Source organism: Xanthomonas sp. LF02-5 (assembly GCF_034105325.1).
Lineage (GTDB): Bacteria > Pseudomonadota > Gammaproteobacteria > Xanthomonadales > Xanthomonadaceae > Xanthomonas_A > Xanthomonas_A sontii.
Map to the genome: position 1 here is coordinate 263348 of NZ_JAXGGF010000001.1, position 20511 is coordinate 283858.

18 protein-coding genes and 1 riboswitch are annotated in these 20511 nt (G+C 69.4%); of the genes, 15 read left to right on the forward strand and 3 right to left on the reverse strand.

Features of this window, described 5'->3' with window-relative positions; translation table 11 throughout:
• Window positions 1–312: 312 nt before the first annotated feature.
• Window positions 313–1974 (reverse strand): energy-dependent translational throttle protein EttA, encoded by a 1662-nt coding sequence (gene ettA, locus SLW52_RS01135; protein ID WP_017908418.1) that lies wholly within the window; start codon window positions 1972–1974, stop codon window positions 313–315.
• Between the two features lie 138 nt (window positions 1975–2112).
• Window positions 2113–3585: an MFS transporter gene (locus tag SLW52_RS01140; protein WP_267085421.1), complete on the reverse strand. Its 1473-nt coding sequence runs from the start codon at window positions 3583–3585 to the stop codon at window positions 2113–2115.
• A 182-nt stretch (window positions 3586–3767) separates the two neighbouring features.
• Here SLW52_RS01140 and SLW52_RS01145 point away from each other — a divergent pair, with 182 nt between their 5' ends.
• From SLW52_RS01145 to ribD, 6 genes are all read left to right on the forward strand, one after another.
• Window positions 3768–4691, forward strand: coding sequence for a helix-turn-helix transcriptional regulator (locus SLW52_RS01145; RefSeq protein WP_295912409.1), 924 nt, complete (start codon window positions 3768–3770; stop codon window positions 4689–4691).
• 110 nt (window positions 4692–4801) lie between these two features.
• Complete coding sequence (locus SLW52_RS01150; RefSeq protein WP_152237113.1) at window positions 4802–5308, forward strand: RcnB family protein; 507 nt, start codon at window positions 4802–4804, stop codon at window positions 5306–5308.
• 121 nt (window positions 5309–5429) lie between these two features.
• Window positions 5430–6698, forward strand: coding sequence for a serine hydroxymethyltransferase (gene glyA, locus SLW52_RS01155; protein WP_017912204.1), 1269 nt, complete (start codon window positions 5430–5432; stop codon window positions 6696–6698).
• Between the two features lie 214 nt (window positions 6699–6912).
• A complete protein-coding gene (nrdR, locus tag SLW52_RS01160) occupies window positions 6913–7443 on the forward strand; it encodes a transcriptional regulator NrdR (protein ID WP_010340907.1) in 531 nt (176 codons plus the stop codon).
• 4 nt (window positions 7444–7447) lie between these two features.
• Complete coding sequence (locus SLW52_RS01165) at window positions 7448–7930, forward strand: GNAT family N-acetyltransferase (protein ID WP_320739616.1); 483 nt, start codon at window positions 7448–7450, stop codon at window positions 7928–7930.
• The gene (gene ribD / locus SLW52_RS01170) at window positions 7927–9042 is read left to right on the forward strand and encodes a bifunctional diaminohydroxyphosphoribosylaminopyrimidine deaminase/5-amino-6-(5-phosphoribosylamino)uracil reductase RibD (protein WP_320739615.1); all 1116 of its coding nucleotides are present in this window, start codon (window positions 7927–7929) and stop codon (window positions 9040–9042) included. The genes SLW52_RS01165 and ribD overlap by 4 nt, the downstream gene beginning before the upstream one ends.
• 122 nt (window positions 9043–9164) lie before the next feature.
• Here ribD and SLW52_RS01175 read toward each other — a convergent pair whose 3' ends face one another.
• Window positions 9165–9791 carry a hypothetical protein gene (locus tag SLW52_RS01175; RefSeq protein WP_267097148.1) on the reverse strand — a complete coding sequence of 209 codons (627 nt, stop codon included), beginning with the start codon at window positions 9789–9791 and terminating at the stop codon, window positions 9165–9167.
• A gap of 217 nt (window positions 9792–10008) precedes the next feature.
• Window positions 10009–10172: riboswitch (FMN riboswitch) on the forward strand.
• Window positions 10173–10251: 79 nt separating this feature from the next.
• Between SLW52_RS01175 and SLW52_RS01180 the strand changes: the two genes are divergently transcribed.
• The 9 genes from SLW52_RS01180 to kdpA all read left to right on the forward strand — a co-directional run bounded on the left by SLW52_RS01180 (window position 10252) and on the right by kdpA (window position 20511).
• Window positions 10252–10851 (forward strand): riboflavin synthase, encoded by a 600-nt coding sequence (locus SLW52_RS01180; protein ID WP_295926603.1) that lies wholly within the window; start codon window positions 10252–10254, stop codon window positions 10849–10851.
• A 115-nt stretch (window positions 10852–10966) separates the two neighbouring features.
• Window positions 10967–12094: a 3,4-dihydroxy-2-butanone-4-phosphate synthase gene (gene ribB, locus SLW52_RS01185; protein ID WP_152237119.1), complete on the forward strand. Its 1128-nt coding sequence runs from the start codon at window positions 10967–10969 to the stop codon at window positions 12092–12094.
• A 90-nt stretch (window positions 12095–12184) separates the two neighbouring features.
• Window positions 12185–12652 carry a 6,7-dimethyl-8-ribityllumazine synthase gene (gene ribH, locus SLW52_RS01190; RefSeq protein WP_017910047.1) on the forward strand — a complete coding sequence of 156 codons (468 nt, stop codon included), beginning with the start codon at window positions 12185–12187 and terminating at the stop codon, window positions 12650–12652.
• Entirely contained in the window at window positions 12649–13119 is a 471-nt protein-coding gene (nusB, locus tag SLW52_RS01195; RefSeq protein ID WP_017910046.1) for a transcription antitermination factor NusB, read from the forward strand. The genes ribH and nusB overlap by 4 nt, the downstream gene beginning before the upstream one ends.
• 132 nt (window positions 13120–13251) lie before the next feature.
• Complete coding sequence (gene thiL / locus SLW52_RS01200) at window positions 13252–14226, forward strand: thiamine-phosphate kinase (protein WP_152235821.1); 975 nt, start codon at window positions 13252–13254, stop codon at window positions 14224–14226.
• Between the two features lie 233 nt (window positions 14227–14459).
• Window positions 14460–16031 (forward strand): CocE/NonD family hydrolase, encoded by a 1572-nt coding sequence (locus tag SLW52_RS01205; protein ID WP_267100049.1) that lies wholly within the window; start codon window positions 14460–14462, stop codon window positions 16029–16031.
• 851 nt (window positions 16032–16882) lie between these two features.
• The gene (locus SLW52_RS01210) at window positions 16883–18391 is read left to right on the forward strand and encodes an outer membrane beta-barrel protein (RefSeq protein WP_318526791.1); all 1509 of its coding nucleotides are present in this window, start codon (window positions 16883–16885) and stop codon (window positions 18389–18391) included.
• A gap of 292 nt (window positions 18392–18683) precedes the next feature.
• Window positions 18684–18776 carry a potassium-transporting ATPase subunit F gene (locus tag SLW52_RS01215; protein ID WP_010341961.1) on the forward strand — a complete coding sequence of 31 codons (93 nt, stop codon included), beginning with the start codon at window positions 18684–18686 and terminating at the stop codon, window positions 18774–18776.
• A 16-nt stretch (window positions 18777–18792) separates the two neighbouring features.
• Window positions 18793–20511 (forward strand): potassium-transporting ATPase subunit KdpA, encoded by a 1719-nt coding sequence (kdpA, locus tag SLW52_RS01220; protein ID WP_320739613.1) that lies wholly within the window; start codon window positions 18793–18795, stop codon window positions 20509–20511.

Here is a 20511-nt window from a genome sequence, read left to right on the forward strand (position 1 = left end):
CCCAGCGGTCACTTCCGCATGCGTGCAGTGCCACGCGCTTGTGGGAGCGCTCCAGTCGCGACGGTTTTACCGGTAAGGCCCATCGCGACACAGGGACTTGTAGCGAACTCGGCGGGTGCACTGTGGGAGGGACTTCAGTCCCGACGCATTGCGCCATCGGAAAGCGCACCGCTTCGCGTGTCGTCGCTGTATGACAGTCGACTCCCGCAGACTCCCGGAGCCGGAGAGCAGCCCCACCCGACAGTCAGCCAAAAACGCGCACGGCCCGCGCGAAGCGGGCCGTGGCGGGTGCTGCCAGAAACGCGCTGCGGCTTACTTCAGCGCCTTGAAACGCAGGCGCTTGGGGCCGGCGTCGTCGCCGAGGCGGCGCTTCTTGTCTTCCTCGTACTCGCGGTAGTTGCCCTGGAAGAACTCCACGTGCGAGTCGCCCTCGAAGGCCAGGATGTGGGTGGCGATGCGGTCCAGGAACCAGCGATCGTGCGAGATCACGAAGGTGTTGCCCGGGAACTCCAGCAGCGCGTCTTCCAGCGCGCGCAGGGTTTCGATGTCCAGGTCGTTGGACGGTTCGTCGAGCAGCAGCACGTTGCCGCCCTGCAGCAGGGTCTTGGCCATGTGCAGGCGGCCGCGCTCGCCGCCGGACAGCGAGCCGACCATCTTCTGCTGGTCCTGGCCCTTGAAGTTGAAGCGGCCGATGTAGGCGCGCGACTGGATCTCCACGCCGTTGATGTTGAGGATGTCCAGGCCGCCGGAAATCTCCTGGAACACGTTGTGGTTGCCTTCCAGCTTGTCGCGGCTCTGGTCCACGTACGACAGCTGCACGGTCGGGCCGACCACGATCTCGCCCGAATCCGGCTTCTCCTGCCCGGTGATCATCTTGAACAGGGTCGACTTGCCGGCGCCGTTGGGGCCGATGATGCCGACGATGGCGCCCGGCGGGATGATCATCGACAGGTTGTCGATCAGCAGGCGGTCGCCGAACTTTTTGGAGACGTTCTTGAACTCCATCACCGAGTTGCCCAGGCGCTCGCCCGGCGGGATGAAGATTTCGTTGGTCTCGTTGCGCTTCTGGTAATCGACCGACTGCAGTTCGTCCAGGCGCGCCAGACGTGCCTTGCCCTTGGAGCGGCCGCCCTTGGCGTTCTGCCGGGCCCACTCCAGTTCCTTCTGGATCGCCTTCTGCCGCGCCTTTTCCTGGTTCTCTTCCTGCTTCAGGCGCTCGTCCTTCTGCATCAGCCATTCGGTGTAGTTGCCCTTCCACGGAATGCCGCGGCCGCGGTCCAGTTCCAGGATCCACTCGGCGGCGTTGTCGAGGAAGTAGCGATCGTGGGTGACCGCGACCACGGTGCCGGTATAGCGCGCCAGGAACTGTTCCAGCCACTCCACCGACTCGGCGTCGAGGTGGTTGGTCGGTTCGTCGAGCAGCAGCATGTCCGGCTTCTGCAGCAGCAGCCGGCACAGCGCCACGCGGCGCTTCTCGCCGCCGGACAGGTTGGCGATCTTGGCGTCCCACGGCGGCAGCCGCAGCGCGTCGGCGGCCACGTCGAGCTGGTTCTCCAGGGTGTGCGCGTCGCCGGCGGCCAGGATCGCCTCCAGGCGCTCCTGTTCCTTGGCCAGCGCGTCGAAATCGGCGCCTTCCTCGGCATAGGCGGCGTACACCGCTTCCAGCGCGGCCTGCGCCTGCAGCACTTCGCCCACGCCTTCCTCGACCGACTCGCGCACGGTCTTGTTCGGGTCCAGCTCCGGCTCCTGCGCCAGGTAGCCGACCTTGGTGCCGGGCTGCGGACGCGCCTCGCCTTCGAAATCGGTGTCCACGCCGGCCATGATCTTCAGCACGGTGGACTTGCCGGCGCCGTTGAGGCCGAGCAGGCCGATCTTGGCGCCGGGGAAGAACGACAGCGAGATGTCCTTGATGATCTGGCGCTTGGGCGGCACGGTCTTGCTGACCCGGTTCATGGTGTAGATGTATTGCGACATGGCGGCTCCAAAGGCGCAGGGCGCCCGCCGGCCGGCGGCCGGAGGGCGTCGAAAGGGATGGCGGATTATAGCCGGACGGCCGCCGGCATTCGTGGCCGCACGGTGGCGGCGGCAGACGCGCGGGCGGTGCCGCGCGGCCTACTCGGCGATCGGCGGCAGCGCTGCGCTCGGTGCCGTCGCCGTTTCCCCCGCGCGGCGCTGCCGGCGCAGATAGAACAGTGCGCAGATCACCAGCACCAGCATCGCCAGCCACTCGCTGTGCAGCGCCGCCTGCATCGCGGCCAGGCTGCCGCCACCGCGGGCGTGGGCGTAGATCGCGCCGAGCGCTGCCGGGCCCAGGCCCATCGCCGCCTGCAGGATGGTGGAGAGCATGGCGCTGCCCGCGCCTGCGTGGTCGGTGGGCACCTGCGACAGGCCGATGCGGTAGAAGCTGGCCACGATCCAGGCCTGGCCGGCGCCGATCAGTGCGGTCGCCGGGGCCAGGTTGCCCGCGCCCGGATGCGGCCACACGGCGTGCAGCGTCCAGCCCAGCGCCAGCAGGCCCAGCATCTGCACCAGGCAGCCCAGCAGCAGCGTCGGCAGCGGGCCGCAGCGCGCCGCCACGCGGGCGCTGACCAGCGCGGAGGCGAAGTAGGCCGCGCCCAGCACGATGAACGCATTGCCGGACTGCAGCGGCGAGAGGCCGGCGCCGGTCTGCAGGGTCAGCGCCAGCACGAACATGAAACCGCTCCAGCAGGTGAAGAACACCCCGCCCACCAGCAGCGCGAAGCGCACGCTGGGCAGCCGCAGCAAGGCCGGCGGCAGTAGCGGCGTCCGTCCGCGGCGTTCCTGCCACAGTTCGACCCGGGTCAGCGCCGCCAGCAGCGGCAGGCAGGCCGCCAGCACCGCCAGGCACGCCGGCGGCCAGTGCAGGGCAGGGCCCAGCGCCAATGGCAGCAGCAGGCAGGCCAGGAACAGCCCCAGCAGCCCGGCGCCGGCCAGGTCGGGCGGCATCCGCCGTGCCGCGCGGGTCTCCGGCACGGCGCGCAGGCAGGCCAGCGCCAGCAAGCAGAACGGCAGGTTGATCAGAAACACGCTGCGCCAGCCGGATCCGGCGATGTCCGCGCTGACCAGCGAGCCGCCCAGCACCTGGCCGATGACGAAGGCGATGCCGCCCAGCGAGCCGTACAGCGCCAATGCCCGGGCGTGCGCCTTGCCGTGCAGGCTGACGTGGATGGTGGCCAGAATCTGCGGTACCGCCAGCGCCGCCCCCAGTCCCTGCAGGATGCGGCCGGCCAGCAGGGCCGGGACCGAACCGGCCACCCCGCACAGCAACGAGGCCAGGCCGAACAGCAGCACGCCGGCACCGAACACGCGGCGCCGGCCGAGGTTGTCGCCGAGCCGGCCGCCCGCCGCCAGGCCCACCGCGAAGGCGACGCCGTAGACGGCCACGATCAGCTCCAGCTGGGTCGCCGACGCGTGCAGCGTGTGGGCGATCGAGCCAAGCGCGACATTGAGGATGGAGAAATCGATCAGCGGCAGCATCTGCCCGATCAGCAGGATGCCGAGGCCGCGGTGGCTCAGGGTGGGGGTGGTGGCGGGCATGGCGGAGGCGGGGGAGGGCGTGGTCATGGCGCGCAGTATGGTGAGTCGATAAACTGGTACAAGGACTCATTTATCCTGGTACTGGCGCTGCCTCCCTGATCTCGGACGGTCGCGTCGGGCGCCGTCTCCTGCGGCGTGACAGACACGCCTGCGCCGCCTGTCGACGTGGCGTCGTCGGGCACCGGCGGACAGCAAAAGTGGAGAAGACGATGCAACCGGACCTCGCGCATTCCACCTCCAGGCCGGAGCGGGCGGTCGCGCCTGCTGCGTCGGGCCCGGCCCTGGCCAGCGAGCGTGCCCGCGCGCTGGGCGCCTTCCTGCGCGCCCGCCGCGAGAGCCTGGACCCGGCGCGGCTGGCGCTGCCGCGCGGCGGCAGGCGCCGTACCCCCGGCCTGCGCCGCGAGGAAGTGGCCTTGCTCGCCGATGTCGGCGTGACCTGGTACACCTGGCTGGAACAGGGGCGCCCGGTCCGCGCCTCGGCGCGCGTGCTGACCGCCATCGCCCGCGCCCTGCAGTGTTCGGAGGTGGAGACCGCGCACGTGCTGGCGCTGGCCGGGGTGGGCGAGACCACGGCCCTGGCGCCGCCGCCGTGCCAACGCCTGACCGGCACCGCGCGCATGCTGCTGGACCAGCTCGGCCCGTGGCCGGCGATGCTGCAGACCCCGCGCTTCGACATCCTCGGCGCCAACCCGGCCTTCGAGCGGCTGATGGGCGTGACCCTGGCCGACCTGGCGGACGCCGACCGCAACTGCGTCTATCAGGCCTTCACCAATCCGCGCTGGCGCGACGCATTGCTCGATCGCCAGGAGGTGCTGCAGCACATGGTGGCGTTGCTGCGCGCGGCGATGGCCGAACACCTGGGCGAGCCGGAATGGGAGGCGCTGCTGGCGCGCTACCGCGCGGCCTCTCCCGAGTTCGATGCGCTGTGGCGGCAGCGGCGCGAGGTGCGCGGCGTGGAGAATCAGCTCAAGCGCTTCCGTCATCCGCAGGAAGGCGAGCTGCGCCTGCAGCAGGTCAACTGGTGGTCGGCGCCGCGCAACGGCAACCGTCTGGTGGTCTATTTGCCAGCCGATGACACGGCGCAGGCGGCGCTGTTGCGCCTGCACGCGCAGGCCGGAAATGCCGCTGGATGAACGCTTTCCCAGCCCGATCCATGAAGCTGAATACGTAACCGATTCCAGCAGGAGACGGTTCAGACGAAAACGGCCTAAATGCAACCGCCACACCACGTGACGGAGTTGCCATGAACATGAAACGCATTGCCACAATCGCCCTCTCGTCCGCGCTGGCGCTGGGTTTCATGGCGCCACCCGCGTTCGCCTGGGGTCCGGGCGGCCCGGGTCCCGGTCCGGGCTGGGGCCCGCCGGGTCCTCCGGGGCCGCCGCCCCCGCCGCCGGGACCGGGTCCGCGCGATCATGGCTGGTACGACCGCGGCTACCGCGACGCCGATCGCGAACGCTACTGGCGCGACCGTGAGCGCGACCGCCGCGACGCCCGTCGCGCCTACGACCGCGGCTACCGCGACGGCTATCGCAACGGCCCGGACGTCGTCTACTACCGCCCGGGTCCGCCGCGCTGGGCGCGCGGCCAGCGCTACTACGGCCCGAACTACGTGGTCTACGACTACGACCGTTATCAGGTCCGGCGCCCGCCGTACGGCTACCGCTGGGTGCGCGACGACACCGGCAACCTGCTGCTGGTTGCCATCGCCACCGGCATCATCGCCGACCTGGTGCTCAGCGGCCGCTGAGCACCACCGCAGCACTGCCTGACGGCCTCCTTCGGGAGGCCGTCTGCGTTTTGGTTCGCCCTCGGCCGCGCGCGGGGCTTAAACTAGTCGTCTGCCTTCTGTCCATGCCCCCGGAGACCCGATGTTCCCGCGCGACGCCCGCATCGAAACCTACGATCCCGACCTGGCCCGCGCCATCGCCGCCGAAGCCGGCCGCCAGGAAGACCACGTCGAGCTGATCGCCAGCGAGAACTACTGCAGCCCGCTGGTCATGGAAGCGCAAGGCAGCCAGCTGACCAACAAGTACGCCGAAGGCTATCCGGGCAAGCGCTACTACGGCGGTTGCGAATTCGTCGACGTCGCCGAGCAGCTGGCCATCGACCGGGTCAAGCAACTGTTCGGCGCCGACTACGCCAACGTGCAGCCGCACAGCGGCTCGCAGGCCAACCAGGCGGTGTACTTCGCGCTGCTGCAGCCGGGCGACACCATCCTCGGCATGTCGCTGGCGCACGGTGGCCACCTGACCCACGGCGCCAAGGTCAACGCCTCCGGCAAGCTGTTCAACGCCGTGCAGTACGGCGTCGACGACCAGGGCCTGATCGACTACGACGAAGTCGAGCGCCTGGCCGTGGAGCACAAGCCGAAGATGGTGGTGGCGGGCTTCTCCGCCTACTCGCAGGTGATCGACTGGGCGCGCTTCCGCGCCATCGCCGACAAGGTCGGTGCTTACTTCTTCGTGGACATGGCGCACGTGGCCGGCCTGGTCGCCGCCGGTGTCTATCCGACCCCGCTGCCGCACGCGCACGTGGTCACCTCCACCACCCACAAGACCCTGCGCGGCCCGCGTGGCGGCATCATCGTCGCCAGTGCCGCCGGCGCCGGCGACAAGCTCGAGGATCTGTCCAAGAAGCTGCAGTCGATCGTGTTCCCCGGCATCCAGGGCGGCCCGCTGATGCACGTGATCGCCGCCAAGGCGGTGGCGTTCAAGGAAGCGCTGGAGCCGGAATTCACCCGCTACCAGCAGCAGGTGGTGAAGAACGCCCAGGCCATGGCCAAGACCCTGATCGCGCGCGGCTACAAGATCGTCTCCGGCGGCACCGAGAACCACCTGATGCTGGTGGACATGATCGGCCGCGACGTCTCCGGCAAGGACGCGGAAGCGGCGCTGGGCAAGGCCCACATCACCGTCAACAAGAACTCGGTGCCCAACGACCCGCGCTCGCCGTTCGTGACCTCGGGCCTGCGCCTGGGCACCCCGGCGATCACCACCCGCGGCTACCAGGAACAGGATTGCGTCGACCTGGCCAACTGGATCGCCGACGTGCTCGACGCCCCGGCCGACGACACCGTGCTGGCGCGCGTGCGCGACGCGGTGACCGCGCAGTGCCGCAAGTATCCGGTGTATGGCTGAAAAACGGGAATGGGGAATGGAGAATCGGGAATGTTTGAAAGTGCTAGCTGGCGCCTTTGGCGTTCCCATTCCCCATTCCCGTTTCCCCACTCCCGGCACCTATATGGCTGAGGCGGGAATGGAGAATGGAGAATCGGGAATGGTCAGAAGCGCTACGCTTGCGCTGTTGACGTTCCCATTCCCCATTCCCGTTTCCCCATTCCCGGCGCCCTGAATGCACTGCCCCTTCTGCCAGCACACCGATACCCGGGTGATCGATTCGCGCGTGTCCGAGGACGGCGCGACGATCCGCCGGCGTCGCGAGTGCGAGGCCTGCGGCGAGCGCTTCAGCACGCTGGAGACGATCGAACTCAAGCTGCCGACGGTGATCAAGAGCGACGGCGGCCGCGAGGCGTTCGATGCGCGCAAGCTGCGCACCAGCTTCGATCGCGCGCTGCAGAAGCGGCCGGTGGCCGAGGAGCAGATCGAGGCGGCGGTGCGTGCGGTGGTGCACCAGTTGCGCATGTCCGGCGAGCGCGAACTGCCCTCGATCCGGGTCGGCGAGTACGTGATGGCCGAGCTGCGCAAGCTCGACCACGTCGGCTACGTGCGCTTCGCCTCGGTGTACCGCAGCTTCCAGGACGTGGCCGATTTCCGCGAGGAGATCGAGAAGCTCGAGCGCGAGTTGCCGGTGGGCAGCGAGCAGCTGCCGCTGCTGGACCTGGTGCGCGCGGCCAAGCCGGGCGACAAGACCGGCAAGCGCTGAGCGCATGCGCATCGTCTGTCTGGCCGAGGCCGCGCAGCACATTCCCGCGCTGGCGCAGGAGCATCTGCAGGCGTTCGGCCCGCTGCTGCCGGAGTGGAACGTGGTCGAGGCCGCGGCCGACCTGCGCAGCCACCGCGACGAACGCCGCATCCCCACCAGCTGGATCGCCCTGGACGGCGAGGACTGGCTGGGCTCGGTCAGCCTGCTGCAGAACGACGACGCGCGCATCCGCCAGTTTTCGCCGTGGCTGGCGACGCTGTACGTGCGGCCGCAGGCGCGCGGTGCCGGCGTCGGCGCCGCTTTGGTCGCGCACTGCGTGCAGGCTGCCGCGCGCTTCGGCGTGCAGTGGCTGTACCTGTACTGCGAACCGGTGCTGGTGCCGTTCTACGAGCGCCTGGGCTGGCAGCGCCATGCCGACCTGCCGCTGGGGCTGCTGCAGATCGTGGTGATGCGCCGCGACGTCAGCGCTGCTACCGCATCCGCATGAGCGCCGACGCCGTCCCCGGCTTCTCCGCCGACGACCATCGCTGGATGGCGCAGGCCCTGCGCCTGGCCGAGCGCGGCGCCTACACCACACGACCCAACCCGATGGTCGGCTGCGTGATCGTGCGCGACGGTGTCGTGGTGGGTGAGGGATTCCACCAGCGCGCCGGCGGGCCGCACGCCGAGGTGTTCGCGCTGCGCGCCGCCGGCGAACGCGCCCGCGGCGCCACCGCCTACGTGACCCTGGAGCCGTGCGCGCACTACGGCCGCACCCCGCCGTGCGCGCTGGCGCTGATCGAGGCCGGCGTGGCGCGGGTGGTGGCGGCGATGGCCGACCCGTTCCCGCAGGTCAACGGCGGCGGCTTCGCACTGCTGCGAGAGGCTGGCATCGCGGTGCAGGCGGGCCTGATGGACACGCAGGCGCGCGCGCTCAACCGCGGTTTCCTGTCGCGGGTCGAGCGCGGCCGGCCTTGGTTGCGGATCAAGCTCGGCGCCAGCCTGGACGGACGCACCGCCCTGGCCAGCGGCGAATCGAAATGGATCACCGGCGCGGCGGCGCGCCAGGACGTGCAGCACTGGCGCGCCCGCGCCGGCGCCATCCTTACCAGCGCCGGCACCGTGCTGGCCGACGACCCGGCGCTGACCGTGCGCCTGGATGCGGCGACCGAAGTGGAGCCGCCGCTGCGCGTGGTGCTGGACGCGCGACTGCGCAGCCTGGCGCAGGTCAAGGTCCGCGACGGCAGTGCGCCGACCCTGTACGTGCATGCGCCGGACTGCATGCCGCCGGCGCTGGATCATGCCGCGTTCGTCGCGGTGCCGCTGCACGACGGCCGCTGCGACCTGCACGCGGCGCTGCGCCTGCTCGGCGAGCGCGGCATCAACGAGGTCCAGGTCGAGGCCGGGGCGACGTTGGGTGGTGCACTGCTGCGCGCCGGCCTGGTCGACGAGGTGCTGGTGTACATGGCGCCGCTCCTATTGGGCGATACCGCGCGTCCGCTGCTGGCCGGGCTCGGCATCGAGACCATGGCGCAGCGGGTACCGCTGCAATTGCAGGACGTGCGCCAGCTCGGCGACGACCTGCGCCTGCTGCTGCGGCCGGCGGCTGTGGATGCCTGACAAGGACGGTGCCGGCCACGGTGGCCTGCCGTTCCCTACGATCGACGACGATGTATTACCGGTAGTCGAGCGAAAAAAGAAAGGTCCCGCTCGGGACCTTTCTTGATGGAGCTGTTTCGCGCTCAGAAGCTCGCGCGCACGCCCAGCCAGCCCTGGTTGCTGTGTTCGACGAACCGGAACTCCGTCACCAGACCCCAAGTCCGGGTGACGTTGACCTGGCCGCCAAGTACACCGACGAACTTGCCCTGCTTCATCGCGTTGCCGTCGAAGTAGCCGCCCTTGATCCAGGCTTCGGTGCGTGCCGACGGCTTGCCGCGAACGCCGGCAGTGACCTGTCCGATGTTGGCATGATCCTTGGTCGTAGAGCGGTCGCCGAGGAAATTCGACTTGAGTTCGAGCTGGCTGCGCTGGAAGGCCGCATCGGCGACGAAGTCCAGTTTCTCGGTGAATTCCATGTGGTAGCCGATGCCGATCTCCGAATCGCTGGCGATGTACTTTTCGGTCAGGTCGTGGCTGCCGTTGTCGAAGATCGAGTAGTACCGGGTGTCGGTAACGCGGGTGTAGCCGCCGAACACGAAAACCTGGGGCGCAATGGCGACGGAGCCGCGCACATAGGCGCCATCGAGGGCGTCCGATTTCGGGTCAAGGCGCGAGTAGCCGGTTTCGACATAGGTATAGCTCAGGCCCTCGGCCGACGCAGCAAAGGGTGCGGCCGCCAACAGGGCAGCCAGGATCAGGGTGTTGCGCATGGTGGTGCTCTCCGAATGAATGACAGTGTCGGTGCCCCGTTGCAGGGCGGACACGGGCGACGTCGCTGTCGCCTTGCGCATCTTAACAAATATTTCACATTACTGTATTGGGAGCAGGCACGCTGCGTGATGCAGTGTCCTGTGATGATCGACAGTGCGGATCAGGCTCGCCTGACCGCGCCTGCTAGAATGCCCGAGCCGGTTCGCCGGCGACCACAAACGTCTTCAGGGCGGGGTGCGATTCCCCACCGGCGGTAGGTGCGTTCGCGCACGAGCCCGCGAGCGCTTCCCGGCGCAGGCGCGACGCGCCGAATCGGGAAGGTCAGCAGATCCGGTGCGATGCCGGAGCCGACGGTATAGTCCGGATGAAAGAAGACGGCCTTCGCGCAGCCTTGCGGCTGTGCGCGTGCCTGTTTGCCTTGTGGCGTTTTTCGCTCACCCCATTGCGAGAAACGTAGCTATGTTCACCGGAATCATCGAAGGCGTCGGCCACCTCGCCTCACGCCAGCCGCAGGGCGGCGATCTCCGCTTCACCTTCGCCACCGGCAGCCTGCCGTTCGCCGACGTGCGCCTGGGCGAGAGCATCGCGGTCAATGGCGTGTGCCTGACCGTGATCGCCTTCGACGCGGCCTCGTTCCAGGCCGACGCCTCCACCGAGACCCTGGCGCTGACCACGCTCGGCCGCCTGGCCGAGGGCGCGACACTGAACCTGGAGCGGGCGATGCGCCCCAGCGACCGCCTCGGCGGGCACCTGGTCAGCGGCCATGTCGACGGCCTCGGCGAGGTGCTGTCGATTCACGACGATGCGCGCGCGCAGCGCTGGCGTTTCGCCGCGCCGGCGTCGCTGCTGCGCTACATCGCCAAGAAGGGCTCGATCTGCGTGGACGGGGTCAGCCTCACCGTCAATGAAGTCGACGCCGAAGGCTTCGAGGTCGCGCTGATTCCGCACACCGTGGCGCACACCGCGTTCGCGCAGACCGCCGTCGGCGCGGCGGTGAACCTGGAGATCGACCTGGTCGCGCGCTACGTCGAACGCCTGTTGCAGGGCCGCCAGGACTGATCCTGGCCGCGTCCGGCCTTCTGCCTCTCCGCCACGCTGCGCCGCTGCCTGCGGCGCGCGCGGCACCTTCCGTCTTTCCGCGAGTCCCCGCATGTCGCCTTCCGTTACCCCGAGCCTGAATTTCGCCTCCGTTCCCGAGCTGCTGGAAGAACTCCGTGCCGGCCGCATGGTGGTCATCGTCGACGACGAGGACCGCGAGAACGAGGGCGACCTGATCATGGCCGCCGAGCTGGTCAAGCCCTCGGACATCAATTTCATGGTCACCCACGCGCGCGGCCTGGTGTGCCTGTCGCTGACCCGCGAGCGCTGCGCGCAACTGGGCCTGGCGCCGATGGTCCAGCGCAACACCGCGCAGTTCCATACCAACTTCACCGTCAGCATCGAGGCCGCCGAGGGCGTCACCACCGGCATCTCCGCCTACGACCGCGCCCACACCGTGCGCACCGCGGTCAAGCCGGACGCCAAGCCGCACGACCTCAGCCAGCCCGGCCACATCTTCCCGCTGATCGCCCAGCCGGGCGGGGTGCTGACCCGTGCCGGCCACACAGAGGCCGCCAGCGACCTGCCGATGCTGGCGGGGCTGGAGCCGGCCGGCGTGCTGGTGGAAGTGCTCAATCCCGACGGCAGCATGGCGCGGCGTCCGCAACTGGAAGCGTTCGCCCGCACCCACGGCCTGAAGATGGGTTCGATCGCCGACCTGATCGCCTACCGCCTGGCCACCGAGCACACCGTCGAGCGCATCGACGAGCGCCCGATCGAGACCGAGTTCGGCGGCTTCACCCTGGTCACCTACCGCGACCGCATCGCCCACGACCTGCACTTCGCGCTGGTCCGCGGCACCCCGGACGCCGACACCCCGACCCTGGTGCGGGTGCAGGTGGAGAACCCGCTGGCCGACCTGCTGCACTGGCGCCGCGACGACTTCGGCGTGGCCGCCAGCGACGCCCTGCGCGCGATCGCCGCCGCCGAGCGCGGGGTGATGGTGGTGCTGTCGGCGCCGCGCGACAGCGAGGCGCTGCTGGCGCGGCTGCGCGCACAGCCGGAGGCGGCGCACGGCAAGGACGTGGGCCAGTGGCGGCGCAACGGCGCCGGCAGCCAGATCCTGGCCGACCTGGGCCTGGGCAAGCTGCGCGTGCTCGGCACGCCGCGCCGGCAGATCGGCCTGGCCGGGTTCGGGCTGGAGGTGGTGGAGCATGTGGAGCCGGGAATCGGGACCCGGGACCCGGGACCCGGAAAAGCCTGATCCCGGCGCGCGACCTCGTTTGCTTCTGCCGGACCCCGGGTCCCGGGTCCCGGCTGTTAAACTCTCCCACCCCCTCAAGCTGCCACCGCCATGTCCCACTACGAAGGCGACCTCCGCACTCCCGAGTCGGCGCGTTTCGCGATCATCGCCAGCCGCTGGAACGCCCGTATCACCGACGTGCTGGTCGCCGGTGCGCGGCAGAGCCTGGCCGGCAACGGCATCGCCGATGACGCGGTGGACGTGATCCGGGTGCCGGGCGCGTGGGAGTTGCCGCTGGTCGCCGCCCGCCTGGCCGCGGCCGGCAAGCATGCCGCGATCATCGCGCTGGGTTGCGTGATCCGCGGCGACACCCGCCACTACGAACATGTCGCCGACGGCTGCGCCGAGGGCCTGCTGCGGGTGTCGCTGGACTTCCGCATCCCGGTGCTCAACGGTGTGCTCGCCGTGGAGCAGGTCGAGGACGCCGAGGCGCGCGCCGGCGGCAGCCATGGCAACAAGGGCGAGGAAGCGGCGCTGAGCGCGCTGGAGATGGTCAACCTGCTGGAGCTGCTGCCGTGAACAAACCCGCTGGCCACAAGCACCACCCACGTCGCGACGGCGTGGATCCGGTCCTGCGTTCGCGCGCGCGCCGGCGTGCGCTGCAGGCGATCTACGCCTGGCAGATCTCCGGCGGCAACGCCCAGCACGTGATCGCGCAGTTCGCGCACGAGCAGGCGCACGAGATCGCCGACCTGGTGTACTTCGAGAACCTGGTCGAAGGCGTGCTCAAGCACCGCGCCGAACTGGACGCAGCGCTGGTCGGCTACCTGGACCGCACGGTCGAGGAAGTGGACGCGATCGAACGCGCGGTACTGCGCCTGGCCGCCTACGAACTGCTGCACCGCATGGACGTGCCGTACCGCGTGGTGATCAACGAAGCCATCGAGACCGCCAAGCGCTTCGGCTCCGAGCACGGCCACACCTACGTCAACGGCGTCCTGGACCGCGCCGCGCTGGAATGGCGCGCGGTGGAGTCGGGGGGCTGAGGGGCTGGGAATGGGGAAAAGGGAATGGGGAATGGCAAAAGCAACTGCCGTCCCCTCCGAGATCGCCGGCGCGCCGGTTGTTGCTCCTGCTTTTCCCATTCCCGACTCCCCATTCCCGATTCCCAGCCCCCCATGCCCGAATTCGATCTGATCGAGCGCCTGCGCGCGCGCAGCCGGGCGCGGGACGACCTGCCGCTGGGCATCGGTGACGATGCGGCCTTGCTGCTGCCGCCGCCGGGGGAGTTGCTGGCGATCACCACCGATACGCTCAACGCCGGGGTGCATTTCCCGGTCGAAACCGCGGCCGCCGACATCGGCTGGAAGACGCTGGCGGTGAATCTGTCGGACCTGGCGGCGATGGGGGCGCAGCCACGCTGGTGCACCTTGTCGCTGTCGCTGCCGCAGGTCGACATGGCCTGGGTCGATGCGTTCGCCGAGGGCTTCTTCGCCCTGGCCGATGCGCACGGCATCGGCCTGGCCGGCGGCGACACCACGCGCGGGCCGCTGGCCTTGTCGGTCACGGCAATCGGCAGCGTGCCGGCGACGATGGCGCTGCGCCGCGATGCCGCGCAGCCGGGCGACGAGGTCTGGGTGACCGGCCAGCCGGGCGAGGCGGCCGCGGCGCTGGCGCTGTGGCAGGCCGGGCGCCTCGACGTGACCGCGCCCGCCGCCGATCCCGTGCACGAACGCCTGCGCCAACGCCTGCTGCGGCCGACGCCGCGGGTGCAGGTGGGCCTGCGCCTGCGTGGCCTGGCGCGGGCCTGCGTGGACGTCTCCGACGGTCTGCTGGCCGACCTGGAGCACATCTGCGCGCGCAGCGGCGTCGGCGCCGAACTGGAGCTGGCCGCGCTGCCGGCGGTCGCCGCCCCGGCCGACGCGGACCCTGCGCAGGTGCACGCCTGGCAGCTGGGCGGTGGCGACGACTACGAACTGTGCTTCACCGCCGACCCGGCGCAGCGCGCGGCGATCGGGCAGGCGCTGCAGGCGGTCGGGGTCACGGCGACGCCGATCGGGCGCATCGTCGCCGGCAATGGCATCGCGGTGCGCGATGCCGACGGCCAGCGGTGGCAGCCGCCGCGCAGCGGCTACCAGCACTTTTTGAGCTGAGCCGCGTGGCCTGAGCGTGTGCCGGCCACCGGCCGCGGCGCCAGCACGTTTGGGCCGCCCGCCAAGGTCCTTCCATACTGTGCCGCACTGCGGCGTGAATATCGCCCGTACCCGGTGGTACGGTCCGCCTGCCCGGCCCCGTGTCGAGCCCTTGTCATCGTTCTGGCAGTACCGTTCCGGCAGCCGGCCATCCCGGTCCGGCGCCGCTTGGGAGGCAGTCCATGCGCATGTCCGTGTCACGTCGCATCGCCCTTGGCGCGATGTTGCTGGTGTTCTCCGCCGCCGCGGCTGCGGCCGGCTTCTCCAAGCAGTACCAGAGCATTTCCAGTTTCGATGGCACCAAGCTCGGCGCGCTCGTCCTGGTGCCGCAAGGGCAGGGCCCGGGGCCATTCCCGCTGGTGGTGATGCCGGCCAGCTGGTCGCTGCCCAACCTGGAATACGTGGGCCGCGCCAGCGAACTGGCCAACGACGGCTACGTGGTGGTCAGCTACACCTCGCGCGGCTTCTGGGATTCGCAGGGGCTGATCGACATCGCCGGGGCACCGACGGTGGAGGACGTCAGCGCAGTGATCGACTGGGCGCTGGCCAACACCCCGGCCGACGCCAAGGCGATCGGTGTCTCGGGTATCTCCTACGGCGCCGGCACCAGCCTGCTCGCCGCCGCGCGCGACCCGCGGATCAAGGCGGTGGCCGCGCTCAGCGGCTGGGCCGATCTGCAGGCCTCGCTGTACGCCAACAGCACCGTGAGCCAACAGGGCGTGGGACTGCTGGTTGCCGCCGGGGTCGCCACCGGCCGGCCCGGTCCGGACCTGGCGCGGATCACCGCGCACGTGGCGGTGGGCGACTACGACGGCGCGGTGCAGGGCTTCCTGCCCAAGGCGGCCGAACGCGGAGTGATCAACGAGGTGCAGGCGCTCAACCGCAACGGCCCGGCGGTGCTGATGGCCAATGCGTTCAACGACGGCCTGTTCCCGCCGAACCAGTACATCAACCTCTACAACCGGCTCAGCGTGCCCAAACATCTGATGTTCAGCCAGGGCGACCACGCCACCGCCGAACTGCCGGGCGCGCTGGGCCTGCCGAACCAGGTGTATACCGAGGCCACGCGCTGGTTCGACCGCTACCTGAAAGGCCGCGACAACGGCGTGGACCGTGAAGCGCCGGTGCAGCTGTCGACCCTCGGCGGCACCTGGCTCAGTTATGCCGACTGGAACAGCGTACAGGCCGGCGCCACCCGCTACGGCCTGACCGGCCCCAGCGGCCTGTTGTTGCCGACCGGATCGCTGACCAGCGGCAACAGCAGCGGCTGGAACTACCGCATCGCCACCGGCGTGCCGACCCTGGCCGATTCCGGCGTGGTGATGGTGAGCGGCCTGCTGCAGGGTCTCGGCCAGCCGGTGACCACCTCGATCCCGCTGGTCAGCCGCGCCGGCGCCGCGGTGTGGAGCGGCCCGGTGCTGTCCAGCGACAAGCGCCTGGCCGGCGCGCCCTCGCTGCGGCTGACGGTGACCCCGAGCCAGTCCAACGTGTCGTTGTTCGCTTATCTGTACAGCATGGACGGCACGGGTTCGGCGCAATTGCTGAGCCATGTGCCGTACACCCTGCGCAACGCGACCCCGGGCACACCGGTGACGCTCGACCTGGCGCTGCAGGCGACCGCGGTCGAGATCCCGGCCGGCCGCCGCCTGGTGCTGGTGGTGGACACCACCGATCCGCGCTACACCTCGGCCAGCCGCTTCGGCGGCACCGTGAGCTTCAGCTCGCCGACGGCGACGCCGTCGTTCTTGAGTGTGCCGTTGCACTGAGGTACTTGGCGTTTCCCTTCTCCCATTGGGAGAAGGTGCGCCGCAGGGGCGGATGAGGGTACGGGCGCAGCCTCGTGTAGTTGGATCAGCGCAGCGCTTCGCGCGCCGGACCCTCACCCCAACCCCTCTCCCGATGGGAGAGGGGCTTTGAGCTTCTCCCTTCTCCCACCGGGAGAAGGTGCCCCACAGGGGCGGATGAGGGTACGGGCGCAGCCTCGTGTAGTTGGATCAGCGCAGCGCTTCGCGCTCCGGACCCTCACCCTAACCCCTCTCCCGATGGGAGAGGGGCTTTGGCTTCTCCCTTCTCCCACCGGGAGAAGGTGCCCCGCAGGGGCGGATGAGGGTACGGCACCACGCATCGCCACAGCAGCGCGCACACCACGCCAGCACAGCACACGAATTTACGCAGCTTTTATTCGAACCCGCCTGCGCTTTGCAACGAAGATATCCGGCGATTCCTATACTTTCCGCGCTGACGACGGGGATGCTTGCGTGGAATCGATGGCTGCAATCTTGAGCGTGTCGCAGGCCGCACCGATCGCCTGCAGGCGCCGCGTGCCGCAGACGCAACGGCGTGCCGTCCGCGTCCGCGTGGCGGCCATGCCACCTGCGCCGCCACGCCACGATGGCTGCCGCAGCGCGCTGCAACATCCGCCGCCACACGGCCGCGCGCGTTCACTGCACGCGCGTTGACGACATAACGCCGCCGCCACCGCGGCGCTGCATTCCAACTCCCTCCCCGCGATGCGTTAACCGGCGTATCGCCTGCGATGGCGCGTGCGCGTGAGGCGGCGCGCCGTCGTTGCCCCCTCCACCCAACGAAGGACGGCTCGTTGCGAGCCGACGTCGCGATGTCCATGAAGTTCCATCCCCTGTTCCTGTCCCTGGCCGTGCTGTACGCCGGCGATGCCGCCGCCGTGGGCCTGGCTGCGCCCGTGTCGGAGGCGATGCCGGCGTCGGAGCCCGCCCCCGTGCCGCTGGCACGCAGCGCAGATTGTTCCAATGGCTTCTTCTCGCGCCTGGCCTCGGCCTATCGCGAGGATGCGCAACCGGCCGATCCCGATGCGCCGACGCCGGCGCGCCGCGGCCTGGCGGCGCCGTTCTCCTCGCCGCCGTTCCCGTCGGCCGAATGGCAGCTCGGCGCGGTGGACTATCCGGTCGGCGTGCCCAACGAGAACGCACAGTACCCGGTCGAGAAGGCGCTGGCGTGCACGCGCGTGGGGCAGTGGATGCAGCGCAATCGCATCGAGCTGTACGGTTGGATCAATCCCTCGCTCAACGCCAGCACGTCCTCGCGCAGCAACTATCCGCTGTCCTACTCCACGCGGCCCAACCGCGGCGAGTTCAACCAGGCGCTGATCCGCCTGCAGCGCGTGCCGGACACGGTGCAGACCGACCATGTCGACTGGGGCTTCCACCTCGACGACCTGTACGGCTACGACTATCACTACACCACGATGAAGGGCGTCACCAGCGACCAGTTGCTGCACCACCCGCAGCCCAACAGCGCGCTCAACGGCAAGATCTACGGCAACGATCCGATGATCGCGCACGTGGACCTGTACCTGCCGTCGGTGGCGCAGGGCATGCTGGTCACGGTCGGCCGCTACCTGTCGCTGCCGGACATCGAGGCGCAGTTCTCGCCGAACAACTACCTGTTGACCCATTCGATCCTGTACACGGTCGATGCCTATACCAACATGGGCATCCTCACCACCACCAAGCTCAACGACCAGTGGACGCTGCAGCTCGGCGTGCATGGCGGCGACGATTCGGCGATCTGGGACGCGACCAGCCGCCTGAGCGCGCAGGCCTGCCTGCGCTGGGTCTCCAAGAGCAACGACGACATGCTGTATCCGTGCGTGGAGTCGTACAACAACGCCGCGCAGACCTACAACAACCTGCAGGAATTCGTGCTCACCTGGGGCCACCGCTTCTCGCCGAAGGTGCACATGCTCACCGAGGCCTACCACATCTACGTGCGCGACCAGGCGCTGGCCACCGATCCGTCGCAGTCGCACGCGCCGACCGGGCGCCCGGGCTATGCGCTGGGCGAGGCGCCGGACTTCCCGCTGGGGCGCAGCACTGCCGACGCCATCGTCAACTACGTCAACATCCAGCTCGGCGCGTCGGACATGCTGGCGATCCGCAACGAGTTCGTGAACGACCACGACGGCCAGCGCACCGGTTTCGCCACGCGCTACTCCAGCCACACCATCGGCCTCACCCACTGGGTGTCGCAGGACCTGGAGATCCGCCCGGAGCTGCGCTACGAGCATGCCTACGATTTCCCCGCCTACGACGGCGGGCGCCGCAACCATCAGGCGACGGCGCTGATCGACGCGATCCTGCATTACTGAGGTCGTCGCGCGCTGCCGTGCAGGCGGCGGCGCGGCGCCGGCAGACGTGGCGCACGCGCCTGCGTCGCGCGGTTTTACGCAGAATTTATGCGTGCCGCGCGCCTTCGCCACGGAGAGTTTATGGCGGCGGCTTCGATAATGCCGGCCTGGGCCAGAAGGCCTGTCCGACCCGGCGTGCGTGGCCATGTTGCGCTTCCCTTCTGCCTCCGTGCGCATGCCGCGTCCGGCGGTGTTCCCACACGATTGCGGCCTGCCCTGCGGCGGGCCGTCCCTTTGTTTCGGAGTTGAGACCATGAGCGGTTGGCTTTCGTTCGTTTGCGGCGTGGCGGTGATCGTCGCGGCCGGTTACCTGCTGTACGTGATCCTGCGCCCCGAAGATTTCTGAGCCGAGTGCCACTTCCATGATCGATACATTGCTTGTCTATGCGCTCGCGCTGCTGCTGGGATGGCCGCTGGGCCTGTACCTGGCCAAGGTGATGCGCGGGGCGCCGATGCGCGGCGACGCGCTGTTCGGCTGGATCGAACGCCCGCTGTACCGCCTGCTCGGCACCGATCCGGCGCGCGGTATGCACTGGCGCACCTATGCCGGCGCGTTCCTGGCCAGCAACCTGGTGCTGGGCGCGCTGGTGTTCGTGCTGTTCGTGACCCAGGCCTGGCTGCCGTTCAATCCGGATGCGGTGCCCAACATGCGCTGGGACGTGGCCTTGCACACCATGGTCTCGTTTCTGACCAACACCAATCAGCAGCACTACTCGGGCCAGGCGCAGCTGTCGTACCTGTCGCAGGCGGTGGGCGTGGTCGGCCTGCAGTTCATCACCCCGATGATGGGCCTGGCGCTGGTCGCGGCGACGCTGCGCGGCCTGTTCGGTGGGCGTGGCCAGGATGCGGCGCGCAAGGCGGCCGCGACTGGCGGCGAGACGGCGCAGGAGGTCGATCTCGGCAACTACTGGGCCGACGTGATCCGTCCGACCCTGCGCTTCCTGCTGCCGCTGTGCCTGCTGTGGACGCTGCTGCTGACCCAGCAGGGCGTGCCCTCGACCCTGGCGGCCGGTCCGGTCGCCACGCCGCTGGACGCCAGCGCCGGCCAGCAGACGCAGAAGATCCCGCTCGGCCCGGTCGCGGCGATGGTGGCGATCAAGCAGCTCGGCACCAACGGCGGTGGCTGGTACGGCCCCAACAGCGCGATGGCGCTGGAAAATCCCACGCCGTTCTCCAACCTGCTGGAGATGCTGGGCATCGTGCTGATCCCTGTGGCGGTGGCGTTCATGGTCGGCCCGTTCACCGGGCGCCGAAAGTTCACCGCGCTGGTGTTCGGCAGCATGCTGGTGATGTCGCTGGCGTCCACCGCGGTGTCGCTGTGGGCCGAAGGCCACGCGCCCGGCAGTGCCGCGCTGATGGAAGGCAAGGAGGTGCGCTTCGGCGTCGATGCCTCGGCGGCCTGGTCGTCGCTGACCACGCAGACCTCCAACGGCTCGGTCAACGCCATGCACGATTCGCTGGCGCCGCTGACCGGCGGCGTGGCGATGATCAACATGCTGATCAACGCGATCTGGGGCGGCATCGGTTGCGGCCTGCAGCAGTTCCTGGTGTACCTGCTGCTGAGCGTGTTCCTGGCCGGCCTGATGACCGGGCGCACCCCGGAACTGTTCGGGCGCAAGATCGAGGCGCCGGAAGTGCGCCTGCTGGCGCTGCTGATCCTGTTGCAGCCGCTGGTGCTGCTTGGCTTCACCGCGATCACCCTTGCCCTGCCGGCCTCGATCTCGGCGACCTCCAATCCCGGTTTCCACGGCATCAGCCAGGTGTTCTACGAGTACACCTCGGCGTTCGCCAACAACGGGTCCGGGTTCGAGGGACTGGGCGACGGCATTCCGTGGTGGAACCTGAGCTGTGCCGCGGTGCTGCTGCTGGGCCGCTATCCGGCGCTGATCGTGCCGCTGATCGTGGCCGCGCAACTGGCGCGCAAGCGGGTGGCGCCGGAAACCGGCGGCAGCCTGCAGGTGGAAACCCCGACCTTCGCGCTGACCCTGATCGCGGTCATCGCGATCCTGACCGTTCTGCAATTCACGCCGGCTTTGGTGTTGGGACCGATCGCCGATCACCTGACCCTGGCCGCGCACTGA

Excerpts from the sequence above, each read along its gene's own strand:
- ettA (WP_017908418.1), bottom strand. The coding sequence starts at position 1,974 with ATGTCGCAATACATCTACACCATGAACCGGGTCAGCAAGACCGTGCCG.
- SLW52_RS01145 (WP_295912409.1), top strand. The coding sequence starts at position 3,768 with ATGCAACCGGACCTCGCGCATTCCACCTCCAGGCCGGAGCGGGCGGTC.
- SLW52_RS01215 (WP_010341961.1), top strand. The coding sequence starts at position 18,684 with ATGAGCGGTTGGCTTTCGTTCGTTTGCGGCGTGGCGGTGATCGTCGCG.
- ribD (WP_320739615.1), top strand. The coding sequence starts at position 7,927 with ATGAGCGCCGACGCCGTCCCCGGCTTCTCCGCCGACGACCATCGCTGG.
- nrdR (WP_010340907.1), top strand. The coding sequence starts at position 6,913 with ATGCACTGCCCCTTCTGCCAGCACACCGATACCCGGGTGATCGATTCG.
- SLW52_RS01140 (WP_267085421.1), bottom strand. The coding sequence starts at position 3,585 with ATGACCACGCCCTCCCCCGCCTCCGCCATGCCCGCCACCACCCCCACC.
- ribH (WP_017910047.1), top strand. The coding sequence starts at position 12,185 with ATGTCCCACTACGAAGGCGACCTCCGCACTCCCGAGTCGGCGCGTTTC.
- SLW52_RS01150 (WP_152237113.1), top strand. The coding sequence starts at position 4,802 with ATGAACATGAAACGCATTGCCACAATCGCCCTCTCGTCCGCGCTGGCG.
- glyA (WP_017912204.1), top strand. The coding sequence starts at position 5,430 with ATGTTCCCGCGCGACGCCCGCATCGAAACCTACGATCCCGACCTGGCC.
- SLW52_RS01210 (WP_318526791.1), top strand. The coding sequence starts at position 16,883 with ATGTCCATGAAGTTCCATCCCCTGTTCCTGTCCCTGGCCGTGCTGTAC.
- thiL (WP_152235821.1), top strand. The coding sequence starts at position 13,252 with ATGCCCGAATTCGATCTGATCGAGCGCCTGCGCGCGCGCAGCCGGGCG.
- SLW52_RS01165 (WP_320739616.1), top strand. The coding sequence starts at position 7,448 with ATGCGCATCGTCTGTCTGGCCGAGGCCGCGCAGCACATTCCCGCGCTG.
- SLW52_RS01180 (WP_295926603.1), top strand. The coding sequence starts at position 10,252 with ATGTTCACCGGAATCATCGAAGGCGTCGGCCACCTCGCCTCACGCCAG.
- kdpA (WP_320739613.1), top strand. The coding sequence starts at position 18,793 with ATGATCGATACATTGCTTGTCTATGCGCTCGCGCTGCTGCTGGGATGG.
- SLW52_RS01175 (WP_267097148.1), bottom strand. The coding sequence starts at position 9,791 with ATGCGCAACACCCTGATCCTGGCTGCCCTGTTGGCGGCCGCACCCTTT.